The organism is Pseudomonas sp. R28(2017) (genome assembly GCF_002112505.1).
In the GTDB taxonomy this organism is placed as follows: domain Bacteria; phylum Pseudomonadota; class Gammaproteobacteria; order Pseudomonadales; family Pseudomonadaceae; genus Aquipseudomonas.
The window spans coordinates 145,352-164,979 of sequence record NZ_NEHW01000008.1; the positions used below are offsets into that span (position 1 = coordinate 145,352).

Annotated in this window: 24 protein-coding genes and 1 riboswitch; of the genes, 12 read left to right on the forward strand and 12 right to left on the reverse strand. The window is 63.6% G+C overall.

All coding sequences use genetic code 11. The annotated features are described in order from the left end of the window. The first annotated feature begins 5 nt into the window (after positions 1-5). A riboswitch (yybP-ykoY riboswitch) is annotated at positions 6-126 on the forward strand. A gap of 91 nt (positions 127-217) precedes the next feature. Beyond that, entirely contained in the window at positions 218-799 is a 582-nt protein-coding gene (locus tag CAF78_RS15715) for a TMEM165/GDT1 family protein (RefSeq protein WP_177408548.1), read from the forward strand. Positions 800-896: 97 nt separating this feature from the next. Here CAF78_RS15715 and CAF78_RS15720 read toward each other — a convergent pair whose 3' ends face one another. The 4 genes from CAF78_RS15720 to CAF78_RS15735 all read right to left on the reverse strand — a co-directional run bounded on the left by CAF78_RS15720 (position 897) and on the right by CAF78_RS15735 (position 2,870). Next, positions 897-1,712, reverse strand: a complete 816-nt coding sequence (locus tag CAF78_RS15720; RefSeq protein ID WP_085673855.1) for a M48 family metallopeptidase — start codon at positions 1,710-1,712, stop codon at positions 897-899. Between the two features lie 79 nt (positions 1,713-1,791). Next, positions 1,792-2,412 (reverse strand): SOS response-associated peptidase, encoded by a 621-nt coding sequence (locus CAF78_RS15725; protein ID WP_085673857.1) that lies wholly within the window; start codon positions 2,410-2,412, stop codon positions 1,792-1,794. A 15-nt stretch (positions 2,413-2,427) separates the two neighbouring features. Beyond that, a complete protein-coding gene (locus CAF78_RS15730; RefSeq protein WP_085673859.1) occupies positions 2,428-2,688 on the reverse strand; it encodes a putative signal transducing protein in 261 nt (86 codons plus the stop codon). Continuing rightward, entirely contained in the window at positions 2,688-2,870 is a 183-nt protein-coding gene (locus CAF78_RS15735; protein ID WP_027918329.1) for a CPXCG motif-containing cysteine-rich protein, read from the reverse strand. Before CAF78_RS15735 ends, CAF78_RS15730 begins: the two co-directional genes overlap by 1 nt. Before the next feature lie 123 nt (positions 2,871-2,993). Between CAF78_RS15735 and CAF78_RS15740 the strand changes: the two genes are divergently transcribed. Continuing rightward, a complete protein-coding gene (locus CAF78_RS15740) occupies positions 2,994-4,163 on the forward strand; it encodes a 1-acyl-sn-glycerol-3-phosphate acyltransferase (RefSeq protein WP_085673861.1) in 1,170 nt (389 codons plus the stop codon). 34 nt (positions 4,164-4,197) lie between these two features. Here the strand turns inward: CAF78_RS15740 and CAF78_RS15745 are convergent, their stop codons facing one another. Then, entirely contained in the window at positions 4,198-4,458 is a 261-nt protein-coding gene (locus tag CAF78_RS15745) for a hypothetical protein (protein ID WP_085673863.1), read from the reverse strand. A gap of 162 nt (positions 4,459-4,620) precedes the next feature. On the opposite strand from CAF78_RS15745, the gene CAF78_RS15750 reads away from it, so the two are divergent. Then, a complete protein-coding gene (locus tag CAF78_RS15750) occupies positions 4,621-4,827 on the forward strand; it encodes a hypothetical protein (RefSeq protein ID WP_085674121.1) in 207 nt (68 codons plus the stop codon). 170 nt (positions 4,828-4,997) lie between these two features. On the opposite strand, the gene CAF78_RS15755 is transcribed toward CAF78_RS15750, so the two are convergent. Further along, positions 4,998-5,582 carry a YajG family lipoprotein gene (locus CAF78_RS15755; RefSeq protein WP_054887481.1) on the reverse strand — a complete coding sequence of 195 codons (585 nt, stop codon included), beginning with the start codon at positions 5,580-5,582 and terminating at the stop codon, positions 4,998-5,000. 145 nt (positions 5,583-5,727) lie between these two features. Between CAF78_RS15755 and CAF78_RS15760 the strand changes: the two genes are divergently transcribed. Together CAF78_RS15760 and mqo are read left to right on the forward strand one after the other, a co-directional pair. Then, a complete protein-coding gene (locus CAF78_RS15760) occupies positions 5,728-5,961 on the forward strand; it encodes a hypothetical protein (RefSeq protein ID WP_085673865.1) in 234 nt (77 codons plus the stop codon). Positions 5,962-6,565: 604 nt separating this feature from the next. Next, complete coding sequence (gene mqo, locus CAF78_RS15765; protein WP_085673867.1) at positions 6,566-8,071, forward strand: malate dehydrogenase (quinone); 1,506 nt, start codon at positions 6,566-6,568, stop codon at positions 8,069-8,071. 179 nt (positions 8,072-8,250) lie between these two features. On the opposite strand, the gene CAF78_RS15770 is transcribed toward mqo, so the two are convergent. From CAF78_RS15770 to CAF78_RS15785, 4 genes are all read right to left on the reverse strand, one after another. Further along, on the reverse strand, positions 8,251-8,541 hold the full coding sequence (locus tag CAF78_RS15770; protein ID WP_085673869.1) for a PA4642 family protein: 291 nt from the start codon (positions 8,539-8,541) through the stop codon (positions 8,251-8,253). Positions 8,542-8,608: 67 nt separating this feature from the next. Continuing rightward, a complete protein-coding gene (locus CAF78_RS15775) occupies positions 8,609-9,079 on the reverse strand; it encodes a hypothetical protein (protein WP_085673871.1) in 471 nt (156 codons plus the stop codon). Positions 9,080-9,131: 52 nt separating this feature from the next. Then, positions 9,132-9,605, reverse strand: a complete 474-nt coding sequence (locus CAF78_RS15780) for a WbuC family cupin fold metalloprotein (RefSeq protein ID WP_085673873.1) — start codon at positions 9,603-9,605, stop codon at positions 9,132-9,134. Between the two features lie 2 nt (positions 9,606-9,607). Beyond that, on the reverse strand, positions 9,608-10,165 hold the full coding sequence (locus CAF78_RS15785; RefSeq protein ID WP_085673875.1) for a hypoxanthine-guanine phosphoribosyltransferase: 558 nt from the start codon (positions 10,163-10,165) through the stop codon (positions 9,608-9,610). A gap of 161 nt (positions 10,166-10,326) precedes the next feature. Here CAF78_RS15785 and upp point away from each other — a divergent pair, with 161 nt between their 5' ends. Both upp and CAF78_RS15795 read left to right on the forward strand, forming a co-directional pair. Next, positions 10,327-10,965, forward strand: coding sequence for a uracil phosphoribosyltransferase (gene upp, locus CAF78_RS15790; RefSeq protein ID WP_012316249.1), 639 nt, complete (start codon positions 10,327-10,329; stop codon positions 10,963-10,965). Positions 10,966-10,967: 2 nt separating this feature from the next. Beyond that, positions 10,968-12,242 (forward strand): uracil-xanthine permease family protein, encoded by a 1,275-nt coding sequence (locus CAF78_RS15795; RefSeq protein WP_085673877.1) that lies wholly within the window; start codon positions 10,968-10,970, stop codon positions 12,240-12,242. A gap of 70 nt (positions 12,243-12,312) precedes the next feature. Here the strand turns inward: CAF78_RS15795 and hemH are convergent, their stop codons facing one another. Continuing rightward, the gene (hemH, locus tag CAF78_RS15800) at positions 12,313-13,326 is read right to left on the reverse strand and encodes a ferrochelatase (protein WP_085673879.1); all 1,014 of its coding nucleotides are present in this window, start codon (positions 13,324-13,326) and stop codon (positions 12,313-12,315) included. Between the two features lie 13 nt (positions 13,327-13,339). Beyond that, positions 13,340-14,245, reverse strand: a complete 906-nt coding sequence (locus CAF78_RS15805) for a TIGR01777 family oxidoreductase (RefSeq protein WP_085673881.1) — start codon at positions 14,243-14,245, stop codon at positions 13,340-13,342. A 187-nt stretch (positions 14,246-14,432) separates the two neighbouring features. Here CAF78_RS15805 and CAF78_RS15810 point away from each other — a divergent pair, with 187 nt between their 5' ends. The 5 genes from CAF78_RS15810 (at position 14,433) to CAF78_RS15830 (ending at position 19,513) form a co-directional block, all read left to right on the forward strand. After that, positions 14,433-15,419, forward strand: a complete 987-nt coding sequence (locus CAF78_RS15810; protein WP_085673883.1) for an NAD(P)/FAD-dependent oxidoreductase — start codon at positions 14,433-14,435, stop codon at positions 15,417-15,419. A gap of 108 nt (positions 15,420-15,527) precedes the next feature. Next, entirely contained in the window at positions 15,528-16,496 is a 969-nt protein-coding gene (locus CAF78_RS15815) for a DUF523 and DUF1722 domain-containing protein (RefSeq protein WP_085673885.1), read from the forward strand. Further along, positions 16,486-17,385 carry a MerR family transcriptional regulator gene (locus tag CAF78_RS15820; RefSeq protein WP_085673888.1) on the forward strand — a complete coding sequence of 300 codons (900 nt, stop codon included), beginning with the start codon at positions 16,486-16,488 and terminating at the stop codon, positions 17,383-17,385. The genes CAF78_RS15815 and CAF78_RS15820 overlap by 11 nt, the downstream gene beginning before the upstream one ends. Further along, a complete protein-coding gene (gene phrB / locus CAF78_RS15825; protein WP_085673890.1) occupies positions 17,376-18,818 on the forward strand; it encodes a deoxyribodipyrimidine photo-lyase in 1,443 nt (480 codons plus the stop codon). Before CAF78_RS15820 ends, phrB begins: the two co-directional genes overlap by 10 nt. Next, positions 18,815-19,513: an SDR family oxidoreductase gene (locus CAF78_RS15830; RefSeq protein WP_085673892.1), complete on the forward strand. Its 699-nt coding sequence runs from the start codon at positions 18,815-18,817 to the stop codon at positions 19,511-19,513. Before phrB ends, CAF78_RS15830 begins: the two co-directional genes overlap by 4 nt. The last annotated feature ends 115 nt before the right edge of the window (positions 19,514-19,628 follow it).

Sequence of the window (19,628 nt, forward strand, 5' to 3'; positions counted from 1 at the left end):
GAATCCGCACCGTCCTAGGGGAGTAGTCTCCCGCGAGCGCCCAGCTCGCCCGGTACGCGTCAACATACTTGGCCCACAGGCCATGGCGCGTGCGACCCAGCGACCTGCACAGACAGGTCCGGGGTTTGACAAGACCTATGACACGCACACCTTACCCGGGGCGGGGAGGCTGTACGTGTCATAGCCGTGTCGACCCGCCCCCGTAGGAATCCTGATGCTGGAATCTCTGTTGGTCCCCACCGCAATCGTTGCCTTGGCCGAAATCGGCGACAAGACGCAATTGCTCGCGCTCATCCTCGCCGCACGCTTCCGCAAGCCCTGGCCAATCATCGCCGGCATCATCGCCGCCACCCTGGCCAATCATGCCGCGGCCGGTGCGGTCGGTGCCTGGGTCGGCAGTTTCTTCAGCGAGTCGGTGTTGCACTGGGTGCTGGCCGCGAGCTTCACGGCCACTGCGCTGTGGACCCTGGTGCCAGACAAGATGGACGATGACGAGAACCCGGCGCGCCGCTTCGGCCCGTTCCTGACCACGCTGATCGCCTTCTTCCTGGCCGAGATCGGTGACAAGACCCAGGTTGCCACGGTGATGCTGGCGGCCCAGTATCCGCACCTGATCCTGGTGATTCTCGGGACGACTCTGGGCATGCTGATCGCCAACGTACCGGTCGTGCTGGCGGGTAACTTCGCTGCGGAGAAACTGCCACTGACGCTGATTCGCCGCCTGGCGGCTGCCGCGTTCTTCGTGCTGGCGATCGTGGCCGTGTACTCGGCGATGAAAACCAGTGGCTGGGTGGGGTAAGGCCAAAAGCTGGGGGCGCTTTGCGCCCCTATCGCGACACAAGGCCGCTCCTACAGGATATTGCGCTCGCCTGTAGAAGCGGCCCCAAGGGCAGTGATTACTTCTTGGCCGCTTCGTACAGCGGCATCACCTTCGGAATCGCCGCCTGCAACGAGGCGATCCGGCTGCTGGACGCCGGGTGAGTACTCATGAACTCGGGCGGCGCCCCCTCCGATGCCTTGCTCATCTTGTTCCACAAGGTGATCGCGGCATTCGGGTCGTAGCCGGCACGCGCCGACAGCTCCAGGCCGATCAGGTCGGCCTCGTTCTCGTTTGAGCGGCTGTTGGGCAAGGTCATGGCGTAGTTCACCACGGTGTCGGCCAACGCCATGCTGTCCTGGCCGAGGCCAAGCAACGCACCCGCGCCCTGGCGCGCCATCTCCACACCGTAGGCCTTGGACATCGCTTCACGGCTGTGCTCGCGCAAGGCGTGGGCAATTTCGTGCCCGACCACCGCAGCGATCTCCGCGTCGGTGAGCTTGAGCTGATCGATCAGGCCGGTGTACACGATGATCTTGCCGCCTGGCCCACAGTTGGCATTGAGCTCGTCGCTCTTGATGACGTTGACTTCCCAGTTCCATTGCGCGGCATCGGGGCGGAACTGCGGCGCCTGGGCGATCAGTCGGCTGGCGATGGCCTGCACGCGCTTGGCATCGGCACTGGACTTGTCCAGCACGCCTTTGCTCGACGCCTCGCCGAGGGTCTGCTGGTACGACTGGGCGTACATCTGGTTGACCTCATCGGTCGAAAGCATGCTGAACATGTACTGCTGACGCTGGACGCCGACAGCACCGCCACTGGTGGTATTCACCGCCTGGCAGCCGGTCAGCAGGATGCCAGCACTCAACAGGCTGACGACAAAAGACTTACGCATGAAAACACTCCCTTTCTGCATGCGCCGTATCCTAGGCTGAGTCGCCCGTACCCCGCCATAGCCGCAGAGAAGATTTTACCTAAGCAGGTGTCAGACACTCCGGCGCGTCCAGTTTCGGGTCGTTGACGAAGTTCGCCAGGGCCCGTTCGCGCAGCGTGGCCGGCGGGCTGGCGAGCAGCTCATGCAGGCGCGGCAGCGGTGTGTCCGGGTCCAGCCAGGCGGCCTGGCCGGCCTCGTCGAGTATCAGCGGCCGGCGCTGATTCATCGCCGCCTGGGTCACCACCGCGCAGCTCAACCACACCTGGCCCTGCACCGGATAGGCTTCCCACACGGCGGCAAAATACAACGATGCACCCTCCCCCGGCGTCAGCCAGTAGGGCCGTTTGCGCACCGACCCGCGCCATTCGTAGAAGCCGTTGGCCGGCATCAGGCAACGGCGCAGGCGAAACGCTTCGCGAAACATCGGCTGCTCGGCCAAGGTCTCGGCCCGGGCATGGGCGGGGGTGCGGGAAAGGTCGGTGAGCCAGGCGGGGGTCAACCCCCAGCGCGCCTTGGCCAGTTGCTGCTGGCCGTCGAGCTGGCGCTGGATCAGCACCGAGGCACCGGGCGAGATGTTCCATTGGGCCGGCTGGCCGGCAGGGAAGCCCGGCAGGCTGGCCAACGCCTGGGGCCAGCGGAACAGGGCGTAACGTCCACACATGGGCGATTTGAGAACCTAGCAGATCAAGGTACCGGGATGACTTTCCGGCTCGTCGCCGGCAAGCGGCTCGGCACCATTGTACGCATCGATCAGCTGCCGTGCGTATTCGGCCTGTTCGTCGGGCACCGCGAGCCCGAGCAAACCTTGTAACGGCAACTCACCGGCGCCCCCCATCAGGTCGCGGCCGGCCAGGTGCACTTCGATGCCCTCGTTGACGAGCATGCCCACCAGCATTTCGGCTTCCAGCAGGTTTTCCGGTTCGTAGATCCGCCGCATCAGTCGTTCTCACCGTAGACATCCAGCATCCATTCGTCGCCATGAACCTGCAGCACAAAGCGGATAGGCTTGCAGCACACCTGACAGTCCTCGATGTACTCCTGGTCCCCCCCGGACAGGTCCACTGTCGTTTCGACTTCCTCGCCACAATAAGGGCAATCGTAGAACGCTTGTTCGAGCATCGCGGCCTCCGGGGTGACTTGTGCGTATAATTGCCGGTCTGTTTACAGGGCTTGCGTGTGCCCGAGCCGTTTTTCGGGCCCCACCCCTTACCTTATTACCCTAGCCGTTTCCAACAAGAGAGCATGATGGGCGAATTCGATGCCATCCGACCGTACGACGATGCTGAGGTCCCTGCCGTTCTGGCGCGCCTGCTCAGCGACCCGGCATTCCTCGATATCCTCACCCACTTCAAATTCCCGCGTGCCGCTGGCGCCCTCGGCTGGCTGCTCAAGCCGCTGATCGCCCGGCGCCTGCGCAAGGAATTCGCCGGGGTTACCTGCGTGTCGACCCTGCAGGACAAAGTCGAGTACTACGTCGACCAGACCATCGAGCGTGCCACCGACGGCGTGACCTACTCCGGCGTCGAGCAGCTCAAGTCGGGCACTGCCTATCTGTTCCTGGCCAACCACCGCGACATCGTCATGGACCCGGCCTTCGTCAACTACGCGGTGTACCACGCCGGCCTGCCGACACCGCGCATCGCCATCGGCGACAACCTGCTGCAGAAGCCGTTCGTCAGCGACATGATGCGGCTGAACAAGAGCTTCATCGTGCACCGCTCGATCAGCGGCCGCCGCGAAAAGCTCGCGGCCTACCAGTTGCTCTCGGCCTACATCAACCACTCGATCCGCAATGACGGCACCTCGATCTGGATCGCCCAGGCCGAAGGCCGCGCCAAGGACGGTGACGACCGTACCGATTCGGCGATCCTCAAGATGTTCCACATGAGCCGCAAGGACGAGCCGTTCGGCGCGGTGATCCAGAGCCTGAACCTGATCCCGGTGTCGATCAGCTACGAATACGACCCGTGCGACCAGGCCAAGGCCCGCGAGCTGTACATCCGCGCCACCACCGGCACCTACAAGAAGGCGCCGGGCGAGGATGACAACAGCATCGCCAAGGGCATCACCGGCTACAAAGGCCGCGTGCACATCAACTTCGCCCCGCCGGTGACCGAGTACTACGAGGACACCAAGCAACTGGCACAGGAAACCGACCGGCAGATCCTCGGCGGCTACCGCCTGTTCCCGGTGCATTACCTGGCCTATGCGATGTGGAGCGAGAAGGACGAGGCACTGCAGGTGCCGAGCGCCGAGCAGGTGTTCCCGGCCGAAGAGCTGGCCAAGGCCAGGGAAGAATGGCAGCGCCGCCTGGATGCCTGCCCCGAGGAGCAGCGGCCGTACCTGGTCTTGCAGTATGCGACGCCGGTACGCAACCAGTATCAGGTCAAGCAACAGGCCCCTGTCGCCTGATCAAATTTGGGGCCGCAAAGCGGCCCCAGGCATTTCAGATCCAGGTACTGAACCAGGACAGCAACAGGGCCATGGCCAGGCACGAAAACCCGAGGATGTAGTAGTAGCGCGGCACACGCTGGTCGAATGCATCCACCACGCCCTCATCCACCGCCAGACGCTCACGGGCCGTCACTTCACGCCGCCGCGCGCTCTGCAGCAGCAACCCGCCTGGGCAGGTCAGCAACAGCGCCAGCAGATTGATCAGCTTGGTCGGGTGGGCGGAAAGAAAGCCCCAGAGCACTTGCAAAGACATCACGCAACCTCGGTCATAGCCACAGCGAAGCCCGGCATTCTACCGAAGTCCGCCCCGCATGCCCGGCCCTGGCGACAAAGTGTCACTCGATTTCATCTGTGTCACATGCTCGTCATCAAGGCAGGCCACGCTATCGGCCTTTTCCCGTACCGGAGCTCGTTGATGCTGCACGCCGAAAACCAGGACCGTCTCTATCTCGTGGCTCAGAGTGATGAGCAACAGGCGTTGATCGATGGTTTTGCCATCAATGTCCAGGACCGCCAGTGGCTGGTCTACTGCGCGCTGGGTGGGCATGTGCACGAGGACCTGCCCGAGGTGGACGCAAGCACCGGCGTCAGCTTGCTGGATTTCCTAATAGCCGCCGCGTAAGCCTGTACCGGCCTCTTCGCGGGCGAGCCCGCTCCCACAGGGATATCACAGGCCTTGAGAGCGGTGCCGTACCTGTGGGAGCGGGCTCGCCCGCGAAGAGGCCAGTACAGGCAACAAAAAACCCGCTACCTGGCACTCAGGCAGCGGGTTTTTCGTTTGCAGCGTGAGGCTTACTCGCCCAGCACCTGACCGATGGTCGGGTCCTTGAACAGGCGGGTCAGCGCATCGCTCAGCACATCGCCCACCAGCTGGGTGTTGGTGTCCTGGTTCGGCGCCATGCCGAAACGCTGGTCCAGCGAAGCACCATAGCGACCGCTGTAACGGCGGCTGGCATTCTGCACGTCGGCACGGAAGGTGGCACCGATGGTGGCTTCGGTCACGTACAGGTTGTCCTTCGGCGACTGGTACTTCAGTTCGGCCAGGGTCACGGTCAGCTGCGGTGCGTTGTAGGCGTTCGGCGTCGGGGTGAAGCCGAGCAGGCGCACGGCGGCTTCGGCCTGGGCCTGCAGCTTGGGCACCACATCATTGCCACTGACGCTGATGGTGCTGGTTTCGGGGTACATGCCACCACGGGTACCCAGGGACTGCGAAGCACGCCCGTCGACCACCTTGACCACCACCGGCTGGCCGTGGCCGACTGGCGCGAGCTGAGCCTTGAGCGTGGGTTGCGGGCTGAGTTGTTGCGGGCTGTGGGCACAACCGACCAGGCTGAGGCTGGCCACGGCAATCAAACCGAACAACAGACGTTGCAACATGCGCGTTTCTCCAGAAAATACGGCAAAGGCCCACAGTATACCCAGCCAGGCACAGACCAGTCATCGGTCCGGCCCGCTTGTCACAATCGTTTCATGGCCGCGCCCTTATCCTTGTGCCAAGCCCGAACGCACAGGACGCACCGCCATGGCCTCGCTCTGGACCCTGCTCTGCCAACGCCCGCGCCACAATGCCTATGCCCGCCTAGACGGTGAAGGCAAATGCCTGGCCTTCAAGCAATGCAGCCAGGCGCCAAGCGGCAGCGGCTGGGTGCAGATCAGCGAAATCCAGCTCGCCTGGCTGGGCCGTGAGCTGCCCGCCGAAGCCCGGGTTTGCGCCCGCGCAAGCCGCCGCTGGCACCAGCGCATCCTCGCGGCCTGACAAACGCTGCAATAAAAACCACGAATAACGACCTTTCTGCCCGCGACATCGTTATAATCTCCCCCCGATTATAAGGACGTCTCCTGATCGGGCCCCGCATCCGCCGATTGACCCCGGCACCTTCACCCGCTTCGCCCACAGAGAGCCTTCCACTCAGGTCTTGCATCGGCTGTCGTGCCTGCTTTTCCGGCCCTTCGCACTGCATGAACCTGCGGGTTGCCATCGCGCAGTCCCCTTTTGAGGTTCACGTCTCCAAAAGAGCGTGAAAAAACGGTTTTCACTACTTCACAAGAGTGTGGCGAGCAAATGAACAGTCTGGCATGTGCAAAAGCGGCAGATGTGTCCCGAACAGCCCTGAACAGACGGCAAAAGCGCTCATCCCGGATGAGTGACTGAAGTCGTTCCATAGCGCACGCACGACACCTTGACCATAAGTCGAATTGCCGCACCCGTGGCAATCAGGGTTCAATATCGCAACCCAAAGACTGATTGGCGGTGTCCGCGGAAGTGGCAAGAACTGCGAAGAGTCGGACATGGCGATCCTGGCAACCCCAGTGGTCCTATGCTGTCAATTAGGTAGCTGTAGATTGTGGAGACGCGTTAAATGGCGCAGAACGAATCGGTTGATGTGGTACTGGTAGGCGCGGGCATCATGAGTGCCACCCTGGCCGTACTGCTCAAGGAGCTTGACCCGACCCTGAAGCTTGAGGTCGTCGAGGCAATGGACTCCGGAGCCGCGGAAAGCTCCAACCCCTGGAACAACGCCGGTACCGGCCACGCCGGCCTGTGCGAGCTGAACTACACGCCCCAGGCCGCCGATGGCAGCATCGACATCAAGAAGGCCGTGCACATCAATACCCAGTTCGAGGTCTCGCGCCAGTTCTGGGCTTACCTGAGCAAGAAGAGCACCTTCGGCTCGGCACGTGCGTTCATCAACCCGGTCCCGCACCTGAGCTACGTCGAAGGTGACAAGGGTGTGTCCTTCCTCAAGAAGCGCTTCGAGCTGCTCAAGCAGCACCACGCCTTCGCCGAGATGGAATACACCGAAGACAAGGCCGTGATGAACGAGTGGATGCCGTTGATGATGCCAGGCCGCCCGGCCGACCAGCACATCGCCGCCACCCGCGTGGCCAAAGGCACCGACGTCAACTTCGGGGCATTGACCAACAAGCTGCTCAAGGTGCTGGGCGACAGCGCCGATGCGCAGGTCAAGTACAGCAAGAAAGTCGTCGGCCTGCGCCGTAACGGCAACGGCTGGACCGTGAGCATCAAGGACGTCAACAGCGGCGGTGCCCGCGAAGTCGACGCCCGCTTCGTGTTCCTCGGCGCTGGCGGTGCGGCGCTGCCGCTGCTGCAACTGTCCGGCATCCCGGAAAGCAAAGGCTTCGGCGGCTTCCCGGTCAGCGGCCAGTGGCTGCGTTGCGACAACCCGGAGATCGTCAGGCAGCACCAGGCCAAGGTGTACAGCCAGGCAGCGGTCGGCGCGCCGCCGATGTCGGTGCCGCACCTGGACACCCGCGTGGTGGACGGCAAGACCTCGCTGCTGTTCGGCCCCTACGCCGGCTTCACCACCAAGTTCCTCAAGCACGGCTCGCTGATGGACCTGCCGCTGTCGGTACGCATGGGCAACATCGGCCCGATGCTGGCCGTGGCCCGCGACAACATGGACCTGACCAAGTACCTGGTCAGCGAAGTGATGCAGTCGATGGAGCAGCGCCTGGAGTCCCTGCGCCGCTTCTACCCGCAAGCCAAAGCCGAAGACTGGCGCCTGGAAGTGGCCGGCCAGCGCGTGCAGATCATCAAGAAGGACCCGAAGAAAGGCGGCATCCTGCAGTTCGGTACCGAGCTGGTTTCGGCACAGGACGGCAGCCTGGCGGCACTGCTCGGCGCCTCGCCGGGCGCTTCGGTGACCGTGTCGATCATGCTCGAACTGATCGAGCGCTGCTTCCCCGAGCAGGCCAAAGGTGCCTGGGCTGCCAAGCTCAAGGAAATCTTCCCGGCCCGCGAAAAGGCCCTGGCCACCGACGCAGCGCTGTACCGCAAGATCAGTGCCGACAACGATGTGGCGCTGGAACTGGTGGAAGACAGCCCGGCCAAGCATTACGCCTGAGCCGGCCTGAAACGAAAAAACGCCCCGCGGGGCGTTTTTTTGTGCCTGGAATCTCTATCAGTCTGTCCTGGCCCTTTCGCGGGCACGCCCGCTCCCACAGGATCCGCGCTGTTCTCAAGGGCAGCGCAAACCCTGTGGGAGCGGGCGTGCCCGCGAAAGGGCCGGGACAGGCTTACCGATCAGCCGCGGGCCTTGTCGATGATCTCGACGTATTCCGGCGCGTTGCGCTGGTCGGCGATCACTTCGACGAAGGTCTTGCCGTGCTCGTCCTTGCCATCCAGGTCCAGGCCCGCCTCGACGAAGAAGCCCACGAAGCGTTCGAAGTCATCGACACGCAGGCCACGGTAGCCTTTGATCAGCTTGTGGTGCGAAGGCGAGGTCACGCCATCGGCCGGCTCAAACTGAAGGAACGACTTGATGTAGTCGTCGCTGATTTCGTCACCAATCACCTGCTTCTTGTCTTTGCGCATTGCCGGCTCCAACTGACCATCATGGAATTTCGAAGGCCGGCAGTGTACCCCTCACAGGCGGCACGCCTCAACGCGAACGTACGGTACCGGTGTGCAGGTCGGCCCAGACGTGGCCGTTGGCGTAGGTCAGGAACTGCACATAGACCGTCTCGTTGCGCAGCAGGTCCATGATCACCCGATAGTCACTGACCGGGTAATTCAGGCTCAAGGTCCGGGTCTTGTCGTCGTACACCGGCTTCTTCAGGCTCTTGCCGGCCTCGCCGTCGAAGTTCAGCAGCACCTGGCTGATGGTCGCGCCCTTGCTCAGCGGCTTGCCTTTGAGGCGCATCTGCAGCGAAGCGGTAATCGGGATCGGCTGCTGGTCAGACTGGCGCTGGGCCCCCACCACCACCGAGTAGTCGGTTACTTGCAGCAACTGCTGGCCGGTCGGCGCTTCCTGGCGCAGGGACTGGTCATCGGGCGGGAGGAACTGGCTGTGCAGCGGTGCGGCGGCAAGAGGCAGGCTCACCGCCAGCAGCAGGGGAAGAATTGCACGCATGTGAGGCTCCTTGGCATGAAGGAGCACTCTAGCACGCAGGCAGCGGCAGATCTCAAGCGAACTGCGCGAGCATCCAGGCCTGGTATTCAGCCACGCCGGCCTCGCCCTCACGCGGCGCCCAGGGCGCATGCTCACCCTCGCCCAGCTGGCGATAGGGGCCGGCCTTGCATTCGAACATGATGGTATCGGCTTCGAGCACCACCAAACCATGGTAGACGCCCGGCGGCAGGTCCACGCCCATGCACTCGCCTCCGGCTTCGAGCACGCGCTTGCCGATCACCATACCCTGCTCATCGAACAGCAACAGGCCCAGGCGGCCCTTAAGGGCCAGCAGGGCCTCGGCCTTGTCATCGCTCAGGTGCCGGTGCGGCGCGATGTAGGTCGAGGGTTGCAAGCCGACCGCCAGGCGATGGCAAGGGTCTTCCATGTCATGGAAGTTGTGATGGTGCCGCTGACGCGGTGCATCGGCGGCCTTTTGCGCCAAGCCGGCAAACAACGTCTGATCGATGAAAGCTGGCTGACTCATGATTACAGTCCCTTGACCGCGAAAATACCGTTTGCGTTGCGCCAGTAGCCTTTATAGTCCATTCCGTAACCAAAGATATAGCGATCGATGCACGGCAGGCCGGCATAGCTGGCCTTCAGGCCCGGGCTGGCCTTGCGGTCGTGGTCCTTGTCGATTAGTACCGCCGTGTGCACCGAACGCGCGCCGGCATGCTTGCAGAATTCGATGATGGCGCTGAGGGTATGGCCTTCGTCGAGGATGTCATCGACGATCAGCACATCGCGGTCGATGAACGACACTTCCGGCTTGGCCTTCCAGAACAACTCGCCGCCACTGGTCTGGTTGCGGTAGCGAGTGGCGTGGATGTACGAGACTTCCAGCGGGAACTGCAGGTGGGTCAGCAGCTTGCCGGCGAAGATCAGGCCACCGTTCATCACGCAGAACACCACCGGGTTCTTGTCGTGCAGGTCGTGGCAGATCTGCTCGCCGACCTTGGCGATGGCCGCTTCGACTTCGGCTTCGTTGTAAAGGCAGTCTGCCTCGCGCATGACTTGACGGATGTGCTCGAGATCGGCGGACATGGCGCTCTCCAGGGGGTGCATTTTGGAAAAGCGGGCAAAGGTACGCATCCGCTCGTCACAGATCAAGCATTTATGGACTAACGTGCAAAAGGACTACACGACAGCAAAGGCTGAATAGATTAATCTAGCGCGGTTTTTTTGCCCGCCTTTCGGAGCCCCCCATGCCTACTCGTGAGATCCGCCATCCGCTGATCCGCCACAAGCTCGGCCTCATGCGCCGTGCCGACATCAGCACCAAGAATTTTCGCGAACTCGCCCAGGAAGTCGGCGCGCTACTGACCTACGAAGCCACCCAGGACCTGCCCCTCGAAACCTACGAGATCGACGGCTGGTGCGGCAAGGTGCAAGTTGAAAAAATCGCCGGCAAGAAGATCACCGTGGTGCCGATCCTGCGCGCCGGCATCGGCATGCTCGACGGCGTGCTCAGCCTGATCCCGGGCGCCAAGGTCAGCGCGGTCGGCGTTGCCCGCAACGAGGAAACCCTCGAAGCGCACACCTACCTGGAAAAGCTCGCGCCGGACATCAACCAGCGCCTGGCCCTGATCATCGACCCGATGCTCGCCACTGGCGGCTCGATGGTCGCCACCATCGACCTGCTGAAGAAGGCCGGCTGCAAGGAGATCCGCGCCATGGTGCTGGTCGCCGCGCCAGAAGGCATCGACGTGGTCGAAAAAGCGCACCCGGACGTACAGATCTACACCGCCTCGATCGACCAGCGCCTGAACGAACATGGTTACATCGTCCCAGGCCTGGGCGATGCCGGTGACAAGATCTTCGGCACCAAGCAGAAGGACGCCTGACCATGCAGGACGGCTTCAACGACCCGCTCTGGCGCCAGGTCGTCTCGGGCGCGCAGATGCTTTTCGTGGCATTCGGCGCGCTGGTGCTGATGCCGCTGATCACCGGCCTGGACCCGAACGTGGCCCTGTTCACCGCCGGCATCGGCACCCTGCTGTTCCAGCTGGTCACCGGCCGTCAGGTACCGGTATTCCTGGCGTCGAGCTTTGCCTTCATCACCCCGATCATCCTTGCCAAGGGCCAGTTCGGCCTGGCCGAGACCATGGGCGGCGTGATGGCCGCCGGTTTCGTCTACACCTTCATGGGCCTGATGGTGAAGATCAAGGGCACCGGCTTCATCGACCGCATGCTGCCGCCGGTGGTAATTGGCCCGGTGATCATTTCCATCGGCCTGGCCATGGCCCCGATCGCCGCCAACATGGCGATGGGCAAGGCCGGTGACGGCAGCGTGCTGCTGCCGTACAAGACGGCGATGCTGATCTCCATGCCGGCGCTGCTGACCACCCTGATCGTCGCCGTGTTCGGCAAGGGCATCTTCCGCCTGGTGCCGATCATTGCCGGCGTGCTGGTGGGTTTTGCCCTGTCGTTCGCCTTCGGCGTGGTCGACACCGCCAAGATCGCCGCCGCACCGTGGCTGGAAATCCCCAACTTCACCGCGCCGGCGTTCAACTGGCAGGCCATCCTGTTCATCGTCCCGGTTGCCCTGGCACCGGCGATCGAGCACATCGGCGGGGTGATTGCCGTCGGCAGCGTGACCGGCCGCGACTACCTGAAGAAGCCCGGCCTGCATCGCACCCTGCTGGGTGACGGCCTGGCCACTACCGCAGCCGGCCTGTTCGGCGGCCCGCCCAACACCACCTACGCCGAAGTGACCGGCGCGGTGATGCTGACCAAGAACTACAACCCGAAGATCATGACCTGGGCGGCGGTGTTCGCCATCACCCTGGCCTTCATCGGCAAGTTCGGCGCGCTGCTGCAGAGCATCCCGGTACCGGTGATGGGCGGCATTCTGTGCCTGCTGTTCGGCTCGATCGCGGCGGTGGGCATGAACACCATGATCCGCCACAAGATCGACCTGGCCGAAGCGCGCAACCTGGTGATCGTTTCGGTGACCCTGGTGTTCGGTATCGGCGGCGTGCTGATCGGCAGTGGCGACGGCCCGGACGACTGGGGCCTGAAGGGTATTGCCCTGTGCGCCATCGTGGCGATCGCGCTGAACCTGATCCTGCCGGGCAATGATGGCTGGAAGCACAAGAAGCTGGATGATCAGTTGCCTTGATTCGGCGTTAGCCTGATCCGGCCCCTTCGCGGTGAACCCGCGAAGAGGCCGGGACTGATCAACTAAAAAATCAGACCTTTTCGCACATCCCCGCCAACACCCTCACCCACTCCGGGTGATCATTCAGGCACGGCACCAGCACCAGTTCCTTGCCGCCCGCTTCGACAAACTGCTCGCTGCCGCGCATGCCGATCTCTTCCAGCGTCTCGATGCAATCGGCAACGAACGCCGGGCACATCACCAGCAGCTTTTTCACCCCGGCCTTGGCCAGCTCATCCAGGCGCGTCTCGGTGTAAGGCTCGATCCATTTGGCCCGCCCCAACCGCGACTGGAACGACACCGACCATTTGCCATCGGGGATGCCCATTTTCGTCGCGAAGGCCTTGGCCGTCGCCAGGCACTGCCCGCGGTAGCACACCGCGCGCATCTCGGCACTGGCGTCCTTGCAGCAGTCTGCCGCCTGGAAGTCATGCTTGCCGGTTGGGTCGAGCTTCTTCAGGTGGCGCTCTGGCAAGCCATGGAAACTCAGCAGCAGGTGGTCGTAGTCCTGCTGCAGATAAGGCGTGGCGCTGGCGACCAGGGCATCGATGTACTCAGGATGATCGTAGAACGGTTGCAGCACCCGCAGTTGCAGCGGCAAGTGGCGCTCGGCGACCGTCTGTTGTGCCAGCGCCACCACCGTGGTCACCGTGCTGTCGGCAAACTGTGGATAAAGCGGCGCCAGGGTCACCTTGCGCACCCCTTGTGCAGCCAGGCGAGCCAGCACCTCGGGCAGCGCCGGCTCGCCGTAGCGCATGGCAACCTCCACCGGCCCGTGCGGCCAATGCTCGACCATCGCCGCCTGCAGGCGCCGTGTCAGCACGACCAGCGGCGAACCTTCATCCCACCAGATCGAGGCATAGGCGTGCGCCGACTGCTCAGGGCGCTTGACCAGGATCAGCGACACCAGCAGCCGCCGCACCGGCCAAGGCAGGTCGATCACGTAGGGGTCCATCAGGAACTGGTTGAGGTAGCGGCGCACATCGGCCACCGAGGTGGAGGCCGGGGAACCCAGGTTGACCAGCAGCAGAGCGTGATCGGTCATGCAGCGTCCTATGTCAGAGGCGGCTGGACAGGTTGCCCAGGGCCGATTGCAGATCGTTGAAGCGGAAGGTGAAGCCTGCCGCCAGCAAGCGCACCGGGCGCGCCCGCTGGCCGCCAAGCAGCAAGGTCGACAGCTCGCCGAGGCCGGCCTTGAGCAGCAGCCCGGGCATTGGCATGAATGCCGGCCGGTGCAGCGCACGCCCCAGCGCCTTGGCGAAATCGCGGTTGCGTACCGGTTCTGGCGCGCAGGCATTATAAGGACCGCTGGCATCCTTGTGCTGCAAGAGAAAATCAATCAGGGCGATCTGGTCGTCGATATGTACCCACGGCATCCATTGCCGACCATCCCCCAATGGCCCGCCCAGGCCCAACTTGAACGACAGCCGCAGGCGCGACAAGAAGCCGCCGTCACTGGCCAGCACCAGCCCGGTACGCACCAGTACCACGCGAATGCCCAAGTGCTGTGCACGCTGGGCCGTTTCTTCCCAGGCGATACACAGCTGGCTGGCGAAGTCTTCGCGAACCGGCGGGGAGGCTTCGGTGAGCTCGCGCTCGCCGCCATCGCCATACCAGCCCACGGCGGACCCGGAAATCAGCACCTCGGGGCGCTGTTCACGGCTGCCCAACCAGGCCAGCAGCTGTTCGGTCAGGGTGATGCGACTGGCCCACAGCAGGTTGCGCCGCGAGCCCGACCAGGGCCGATCGGCGATCGGCGCACCGGCCAGGTTGACCACGGCATCCACCTGCTCATCGGCGCCCAGGTCCTCCAGCCGGCCGATGCCACGCACCCCGCTGCCACACAATCGAGGCACGTGTTCAGGGCGCCGGCTCCACACGGTAAGCCGATGGCCTTTGCCGAGCCAGTACTGGCAAAGGTGCTGGCCGATCAACCCGGTACCACCTGTCAGCAATATATGCATGGCTGTGTCCTCGCAGCGTGCGGCCATGGTCTATTTTTAAGAACAAGGCACTTTTCCAGACCAATCGCTCTCGGATAACCATAGGCCAACCTGCCTATGAAGCGGAATAACCTTATACAAACATTGTGCATTGTACAGGTTTACCTGACAGCGTAGTCTGCCTACAGCAAGGTTCGAAGAGGCCATCATGACAGTACCTATTGCCATCATCGGTGCCGGTATCGCCGGCCTGTCCGCCGCCCAGGCCCTGCAAAAGGCCGGGCAGTCCGTGCACTTGTTCGACAAAGGCCACGGCAGTGGCGGGCGCATGGCCAGCAAGCGCAGCGAAGCCGGCGCTCTCGATCTTGGCGCGCAGTACTTCACCGCCCGCGACCGGCGCTTCGTCGAGCAGGTGCAGCAATGGGTCGCTGCCGGCTGGGCCGAGCAGTGGAAGCCACAGCTGTACAACTATCGCAATGGCGAACTCACCCCCTCCCCCGACGAACAGACGCGCTGGGTCGGCGTGCCGCGCATGAGCGCCATTACCCGCGGCCTGCTCAAGGACGTCACGGTCAATTTCGGCTGCCGTATCGCCGAAGTGTTCCGCGGCAAGCAATACTGGCATCTGCAGGACACCGAAGGGTGCAGCCATGGCCCCTTCAGCCGCGTGGTGATCGCCGTGCCCGCCCCCCAGGCCACCCAGTTGCTGGCCGCCACGCCCAAGCTCGCCGCCGTGGCAGCCGGTGTGCAGATGGAGCCGACCTGGGCCGTCGCCCTGGCCTTCCAGGCAGCGCTGGATACGCCGATGCAAGGCTGCTTCGTGCAGGACAGTGCGCTCGACTGGCTGGCCCGCAACCGCAGCAAACCCGGCCGTGAAGATCACCTCGACACCTGGGTGCTGCACGCCACCTCCGACTGGAGCAAGCAGCACATCGACCTGGCCAAGGAAGAAGTGATCGAGCACCTGTGGGGGGAGTTCGCCGAACTGGTCGGCTGCGTGGTGCCGGCGCCGAGCTTCGCCTTGGCCCACCGCTGGCTGTATGCACGCCCGGCCGGCAATCACGAATGGGGCGCGCTGGCCGATGCCGATCAGGGCCTGTATGCCTGCGGCGACTGGTGCCTGTCTGGCCGTGTCGAAGGTGCCTGGCTCAGCGGCCAGGAAGCCGCGCGACGGCTGCTGGAACATCTCGAATAACATCACACGGCAAAGCTATACAAAAAATACTAGTTGCATAAGTTTCTGGCTGTGCTGGAATGAACTTGTACGCGCTTGCTTCCATGTACAAGTTTTCCGGAGACAGCCATGCACGAACCCGCCCACGCCCATAAGCCCCGTATCGCCATCAGCGCCTGCCTGACCGGCCATAGCGTGCGCTACAACGGCGGGCACAAGGCCTCCGATCTGTGCCGCGAACAATTGGAAGCGCATTTCGAATGGCTGCCGATATGCCCAGAGGTCGCCATCGGCCTGGGCGTACCACGCGAGCCGATCCGCCTGGTCGGCGACCCTGCACAGCCAACCGTGGTCGGCACGCGCAATCCAGGCACTGACCTGGCCGGCCCACTGCGAAGTTATGCCGAGCAGATGGCCGCTGAGCTCGATGACATCTGCGGCTACATCTTCATGCAGAAGTCGCCTTCCTGCGGCCTGGAGCGGGTCAAGGTCTACCAGGACAACGGCCACCCTGCGCCACAAGGCGGCACGGGGGCCTACGCCGCCGCCTTCTGCGCCCGCCGCCCCGATCTGCCGGTCGAGGAGGAAGGCCGCCTGCACGATCCGGTACTGCGGGAAAACTTCATCAGCCGGGTGTATGCCTACGCCGACTGGCAGCAACTGCTGGCACAAGGGTTGAGCCGTGGCGCCCTGGTGCGTTTCCATTCCCGCTACAAGTACCTGCTGATGGCCAACAACCCCCAGGCCTATCGCCAGCTTGGCCGCCTGCTGGGCAGCATGAGCCGCGACGATGACCCCGCGCAGGTCGGCCCCCGCTACTTCAGCCAGCTGATGCAGGCCCTGCGCCGCTGCGCCAGCCGTGGCACCCACTGCAACGTGCTGCAGCACCTGAGCGGCTACTTCAAGGACGCGCTGACCCAGCAGGACAAGGCCGAACTGCAGCACATCATCGGCCAGTACCAGCAGGGCGTGGTGCCGCTGGTGGTGCCGCTGACCTTGCTCAAGCATCACCTGCGCAAGCACCCGGACCCTTACCTGCAGCAACAGACCTACCTGCAGCCCCACCCTGACAGCCTGGGCCTGCGCAATGCTGTCTGAAACGCTCCTGCCGATCGGCGAACTGGCCCGGCGCACGGGGGTGAACCCGGTCACCTTGCGTGCCTGGGAGCGCCGCTATGGCCTGCTCAAGCCGCAACGTACCGCCAAGGGGCACCGCTTGTATGGGCAAGACCAACTTGAACGGGTGCAGGCGATTCTGGCCTGGCTCGAGCGCGGCGCGTCCGTCGGCCAGGTTCGCGAACTGCTCGAACAACCGCTGGAACGGGCGCCTGTGGGTGACTGGCAACCGCGCCAGCAGCAGCTGATCGAGGCCATCGCCACGCTTTCCCAACGTGCCCTCGACCAGCAACTTAACCAGGCCATGGCCTTGTACCCCGCCGTGACACTGTGCGAACAGTTGCTCCTGCCATTGCTGGAGTCCCTCGCCGTGCGCTGGCGCAGCCACTTCAACGCACGCCTTGAACAGGTGTTTTTTCACACCTGGCTGCGCAGCAAGCTAGGGGCGCGGGTGTATCACGACAACCAATCGCTACAAGGGCCAGCCGTGCTGCTGTGCGAGGACAGTGAGCGCCCGTTCGACCCCAGCCTGTGGCTGTGCGCCTGGTTGCTGAGCAGCAACGGCATTCCGGTAGAGGTGTTTGAACAACCGGTGGCCAGCGCGCAGCTGCAACGTGCAGTGATCACCCTGCAGCCGCGGGCAGTGCTGATGCACCTGGGCCCGCGTATCGATGCCAGCGCCTTGCTGCGCACCTTGCAGGGCATCGCCGGGACCAAGCTGCTGGGCGGCGCCACCCTCGCTTTGCACCAGGCCCAGTTGCACGCCTTCGACCTGCCCGACCTTTTCCTGTTCGATACCCCGCAGGCGGCATTGCGTGTGCTGCAAGGCAATGTCCGCCGGCCTGTAGAGACGAGTGCCCCATGCAACTGATCTGGCTGCGCAGCGACCTGCGCATCGATGACAACTCCGCCCTCAGCGTCGCCTGCGAACGCGGCCCGACCGTGGCCGTGTGGCTGGCCAGCCCCGGCCAGTGGCAGGCCCACGACGACGCTGCCTGCAAGGTCGACTTCTGGCTGCGCAACCTGCGCCAGCTACGCCATTCGCTGGAGCAACTGAACATCCCGCTGCTGGTGCGCAAGATCGACACCTGGGACCAGGCCCCGGCCACCCTGCTCGAAGTCTGCCGCCAGCACAACATCGAGGCGGTGCACTGGAACGATGAATACGGCATCAACGAAACGCGGCGCGATGCTGCCACACGCCAGCTGCTACAGGATTCCGGCGTCCGCGCCCACAGCTACCTCGACCAGCTGTTCTTCCGCCCGGGCACCATCCTGACCCGCAGCGGCGACTACTTCCAGGTCTTCTCCCAGTTCAAGAAGGTCTGCCTGGAGCACCTGCACCGCAGCCTGCCAAGCTTGGCCCGACGGGTAAAACAGCAGGCCCCGCTGCAGATCGACAGCGACCCGATCCCACAGCACATCGACGGCTTCGAAAAACCCGCCCGCGCACTCAGCGATCACTGGCCCGCCGGTGAAGCCGAAGCGCAGGCGCGGCTCAGCCGCTTCCTGGACGAAACGGCCGAGGACTACGAACGCCTGCGCGACCTCCCGGCCAGGCCCGGCACCAGCCAGCTGTCTCCCTACCTGGCCGCCGGCGTGATCTCGCCCCGCCAATGCCTGCATGCCGCCCTCGCCAGCAACCGCGGTGAGTTCGACAGTGGCAGCAGCGGCATCCAGACCTGGATCAACGAGCTGCTCTGGCGCGAGTTCTACAAACACATCCTGACGGGTTATCCACAGGTGTCCCGGCACCGTGCCTTCCGCGCCCAGACCGAAGCCCTGCCCTGGCGCGATGCGCCGGACGACTTCAAGGCCTGGCAGGAGGGGCGCACCGGCTTCCCGATCATCGACGCGGCCATGCGCCAATTGCTGCACACCGGCTGGATGCACAACCGCCTGCGCATGATCGTCGCCATGTTCCTCAGCAAGAACCTGCTGATCGACTGGCGCCTGGGCGAGCGCCATTTCATGCGCCACCTGATAGACGGCGACCTGGCCGCGAACAATGGTGGCTGGCAGTGGAGTGCCTCCACCGGCACCGATGCAGTGCCCTATTTCCGTATCTTCAACCCGGTTTCCCAGTCGCAGCGGTTCGACCCCGAAGGTCGCTTCATCCGCCACTGGCTACCGGAACTGCGGGGGCTGGATGAAAAAACCATCCATCAGCCCGTGAAGTCTGCAGACCTTTTTGCTAATAATTCCTATCACAGTCCGATCGTCGATCTCGGCAGCAGTCGCCAGCGTGCACTGGAAGCCTTCAAGGGCCTACCACGCCGGCAGGATCAGAGGGCAGTATCTTGAATAACTCGCGTAGTTTCTGGGTTACGGGAGCCAGCAATGGGCTGGGTCTGGCCTTGGTGGAACGGTTGCTCGAACAAGGGCACCGGGTTGCCGCAAGTGGCAAGGGAAGCGAGGAACTGGAGGCACTGGCCGTGCGCCATGGCAGCCGCCTGTTGAGCCTGCCTTGGCAGTTGCATGAAGAAGGCCAGGCCGCCAGCGCGGCGGAGCAGATATGCCATGCCTGGTGCTCGCTGGACGTATTGATCATCAACGCCGGGACCAGTGACTACCTGGCCGATGAGGTAGCGGACAGCGATATGTTCGAGGCCATCGTCCATGACAACCAACTGGCTGGCGAGCATTGCCTGAGCAGTGCGCAACCGCTACTGGCCAAGGGGCATCAGCCGCAGGTCATGGCGATTTTCAACCGTTATTCGGCCTTGCAGCTTTACTCGCCGACACAAGTGTCGGCGGGCTGGAACAATCTGCCACAGTGGTCACGCGAGCAACGCCAGGCGTTGAAGGACCAGGGGATCGACCTGACCGTGGTGGCGCCACAGTCGTTGAAGACACCCGTGACGTCCGTGCAGGCCGTCCCGGATGCCTGGACGGCGCAGAGTGCGGCGGATGAACTGATCGCTCGCTTGGCGCTGCGTGAACCCGAACTGGTGCTGGAGGTGCTGGACATCAGCAGCTTGTGGCCATTGTCCCGCTAATTCTTGTCATTTGCGGTCCGGCCTCTTCGCGGGTGAACCCGCTCCCACAGGGACCGCACAGGCAACTCAGTACTTGTGGGAGCGGCTTCAGCCGCGAAGAGGCCGGTACAGGAAT

Coding starts and splice junctions, on each gene's coding strand:
- phrB (WP_085673890.1), top strand. CDS start 17,376: ATGCAACTGATCTGGCTGCGCAGCGACCTGCGCATCGATGACAACTCC.
- CAF78_RS15730 (WP_085673859.1), bottom strand. CDS start 2,688: ATGCGGCGGATCTACGAACCGGAAAACCTGCTGGAAGCCGAAATGCTG.
- mqo (WP_085673867.1), top strand. CDS start 6,566: ATGGCGCAGAACGAATCGGTTGATGTGGTACTGGTAGGCGCGGGCATC.
- hemH (WP_085673879.1), bottom strand. CDS start 13,326: ATGACCGATCACGCTCTGCTGCTGGTCAACCTGGGTTCCCCGGCCTCC.
- CAF78_RS15755 (WP_054887481.1), bottom strand. CDS start 5,582: ATGTTGCAACGTCTGTTGTTCGGTTTGATTGCCGTGGCCAGCCTCAGC.
- CAF78_RS15815 (WP_085673885.1), top strand. CDS start 15,528: ATGCACGAACCCGCCCACGCCCATAAGCCCCGTATCGCCATCAGCGCC.
- CAF78_RS15745 (WP_085673863.1), bottom strand. CDS start 4,458: ATGTCTTTGCAAGTGCTCTGGGGCTTTCTTTCCGCCCACCCGACCAAG.
- CAF78_RS15760 (WP_085673865.1), top strand. CDS start 5,728: ATGGCCTCGCTCTGGACCCTGCTCTGCCAACGCCCGCGCCACAATGCC.
- CAF78_RS15775 (WP_085673871.1), bottom strand. CDS start 9,079: ATGCGTGCAATTCTTCCCCTGCTGCTGGCGGTGAGCCTGCCTCTTGCC.
- CAF78_RS15820 (WP_085673888.1), top strand. CDS start 16,486: ATGCTGTCTGAAACGCTCCTGCCGATCGGCGAACTGGCCCGGCGCACG.
- CAF78_RS15795 (WP_085673877.1), top strand. CDS start 10,968: ATGCAGGACGGCTTCAACGACCCGCTCTGGCGCCAGGTCGTCTCGGGC.
- CAF78_RS15750 (WP_085674121.1), top strand. CDS start 4,621: ATGCTGCACGCCGAAAACCAGGACCGTCTCTATCTCGTGGCTCAGAGT.
- CAF78_RS15785 (WP_085673875.1), bottom strand. CDS start 10,165: ATGTCCGCCGATCTCGAGCACATCCGTCAAGTCATGCGCGAGGCAGAC.
- upp (WP_012316249.1), top strand. CDS start 10,327: ATGCCTACTCGTGAGATCCGCCATCCGCTGATCCGCCACAAGCTCGGC.
- CAF78_RS15720 (WP_085673855.1), bottom strand. CDS start 1,712: ATGCGTAAGTCTTTTGTCGTCAGCCTGTTGAGTGCTGGCATCCTGCTG.
- CAF78_RS15810 (WP_085673883.1), top strand. CDS start 14,433: ATGACAGTACCTATTGCCATCATCGGTGCCGGTATCGCCGGCCTGTCC.
- CAF78_RS15770 (WP_085673869.1), bottom strand. CDS start 8,541: ATGCGCAAAGACAAGAAGCAGGTGATTGGTGACGAAATCAGCGACGAC.
- CAF78_RS15725 (WP_085673857.1), bottom strand. CDS start 2,412: ATGTGTGGACGTTACGCCCTGTTCCGCTGGCCCCAGGCGTTGGCCAGC.
- CAF78_RS15735 (WP_027918329.1), bottom strand. CDS start 2,870: ATGCTCGAACAAGCGTTCTACGATTGCCCTTATTGTGGCGAGGAAGTC.
- CAF78_RS15740 (WP_085673861.1), top strand. CDS start 2,994: ATGATGGGCGAATTCGATGCCATCCGACCGTACGACGATGCTGAGGTC.
- CAF78_RS15780 (WP_085673873.1), bottom strand. CDS start 9,605: ATGAGTCAGCCAGCTTTCATCGATCAGACGTTGTTTGCCGGCTTGGCG.
- CAF78_RS15805 (WP_085673881.1), bottom strand. CDS start 14,245: ATGCATATATTGCTGACAGGTGGTACCGGGTTGATCGGCCAGCACCTT.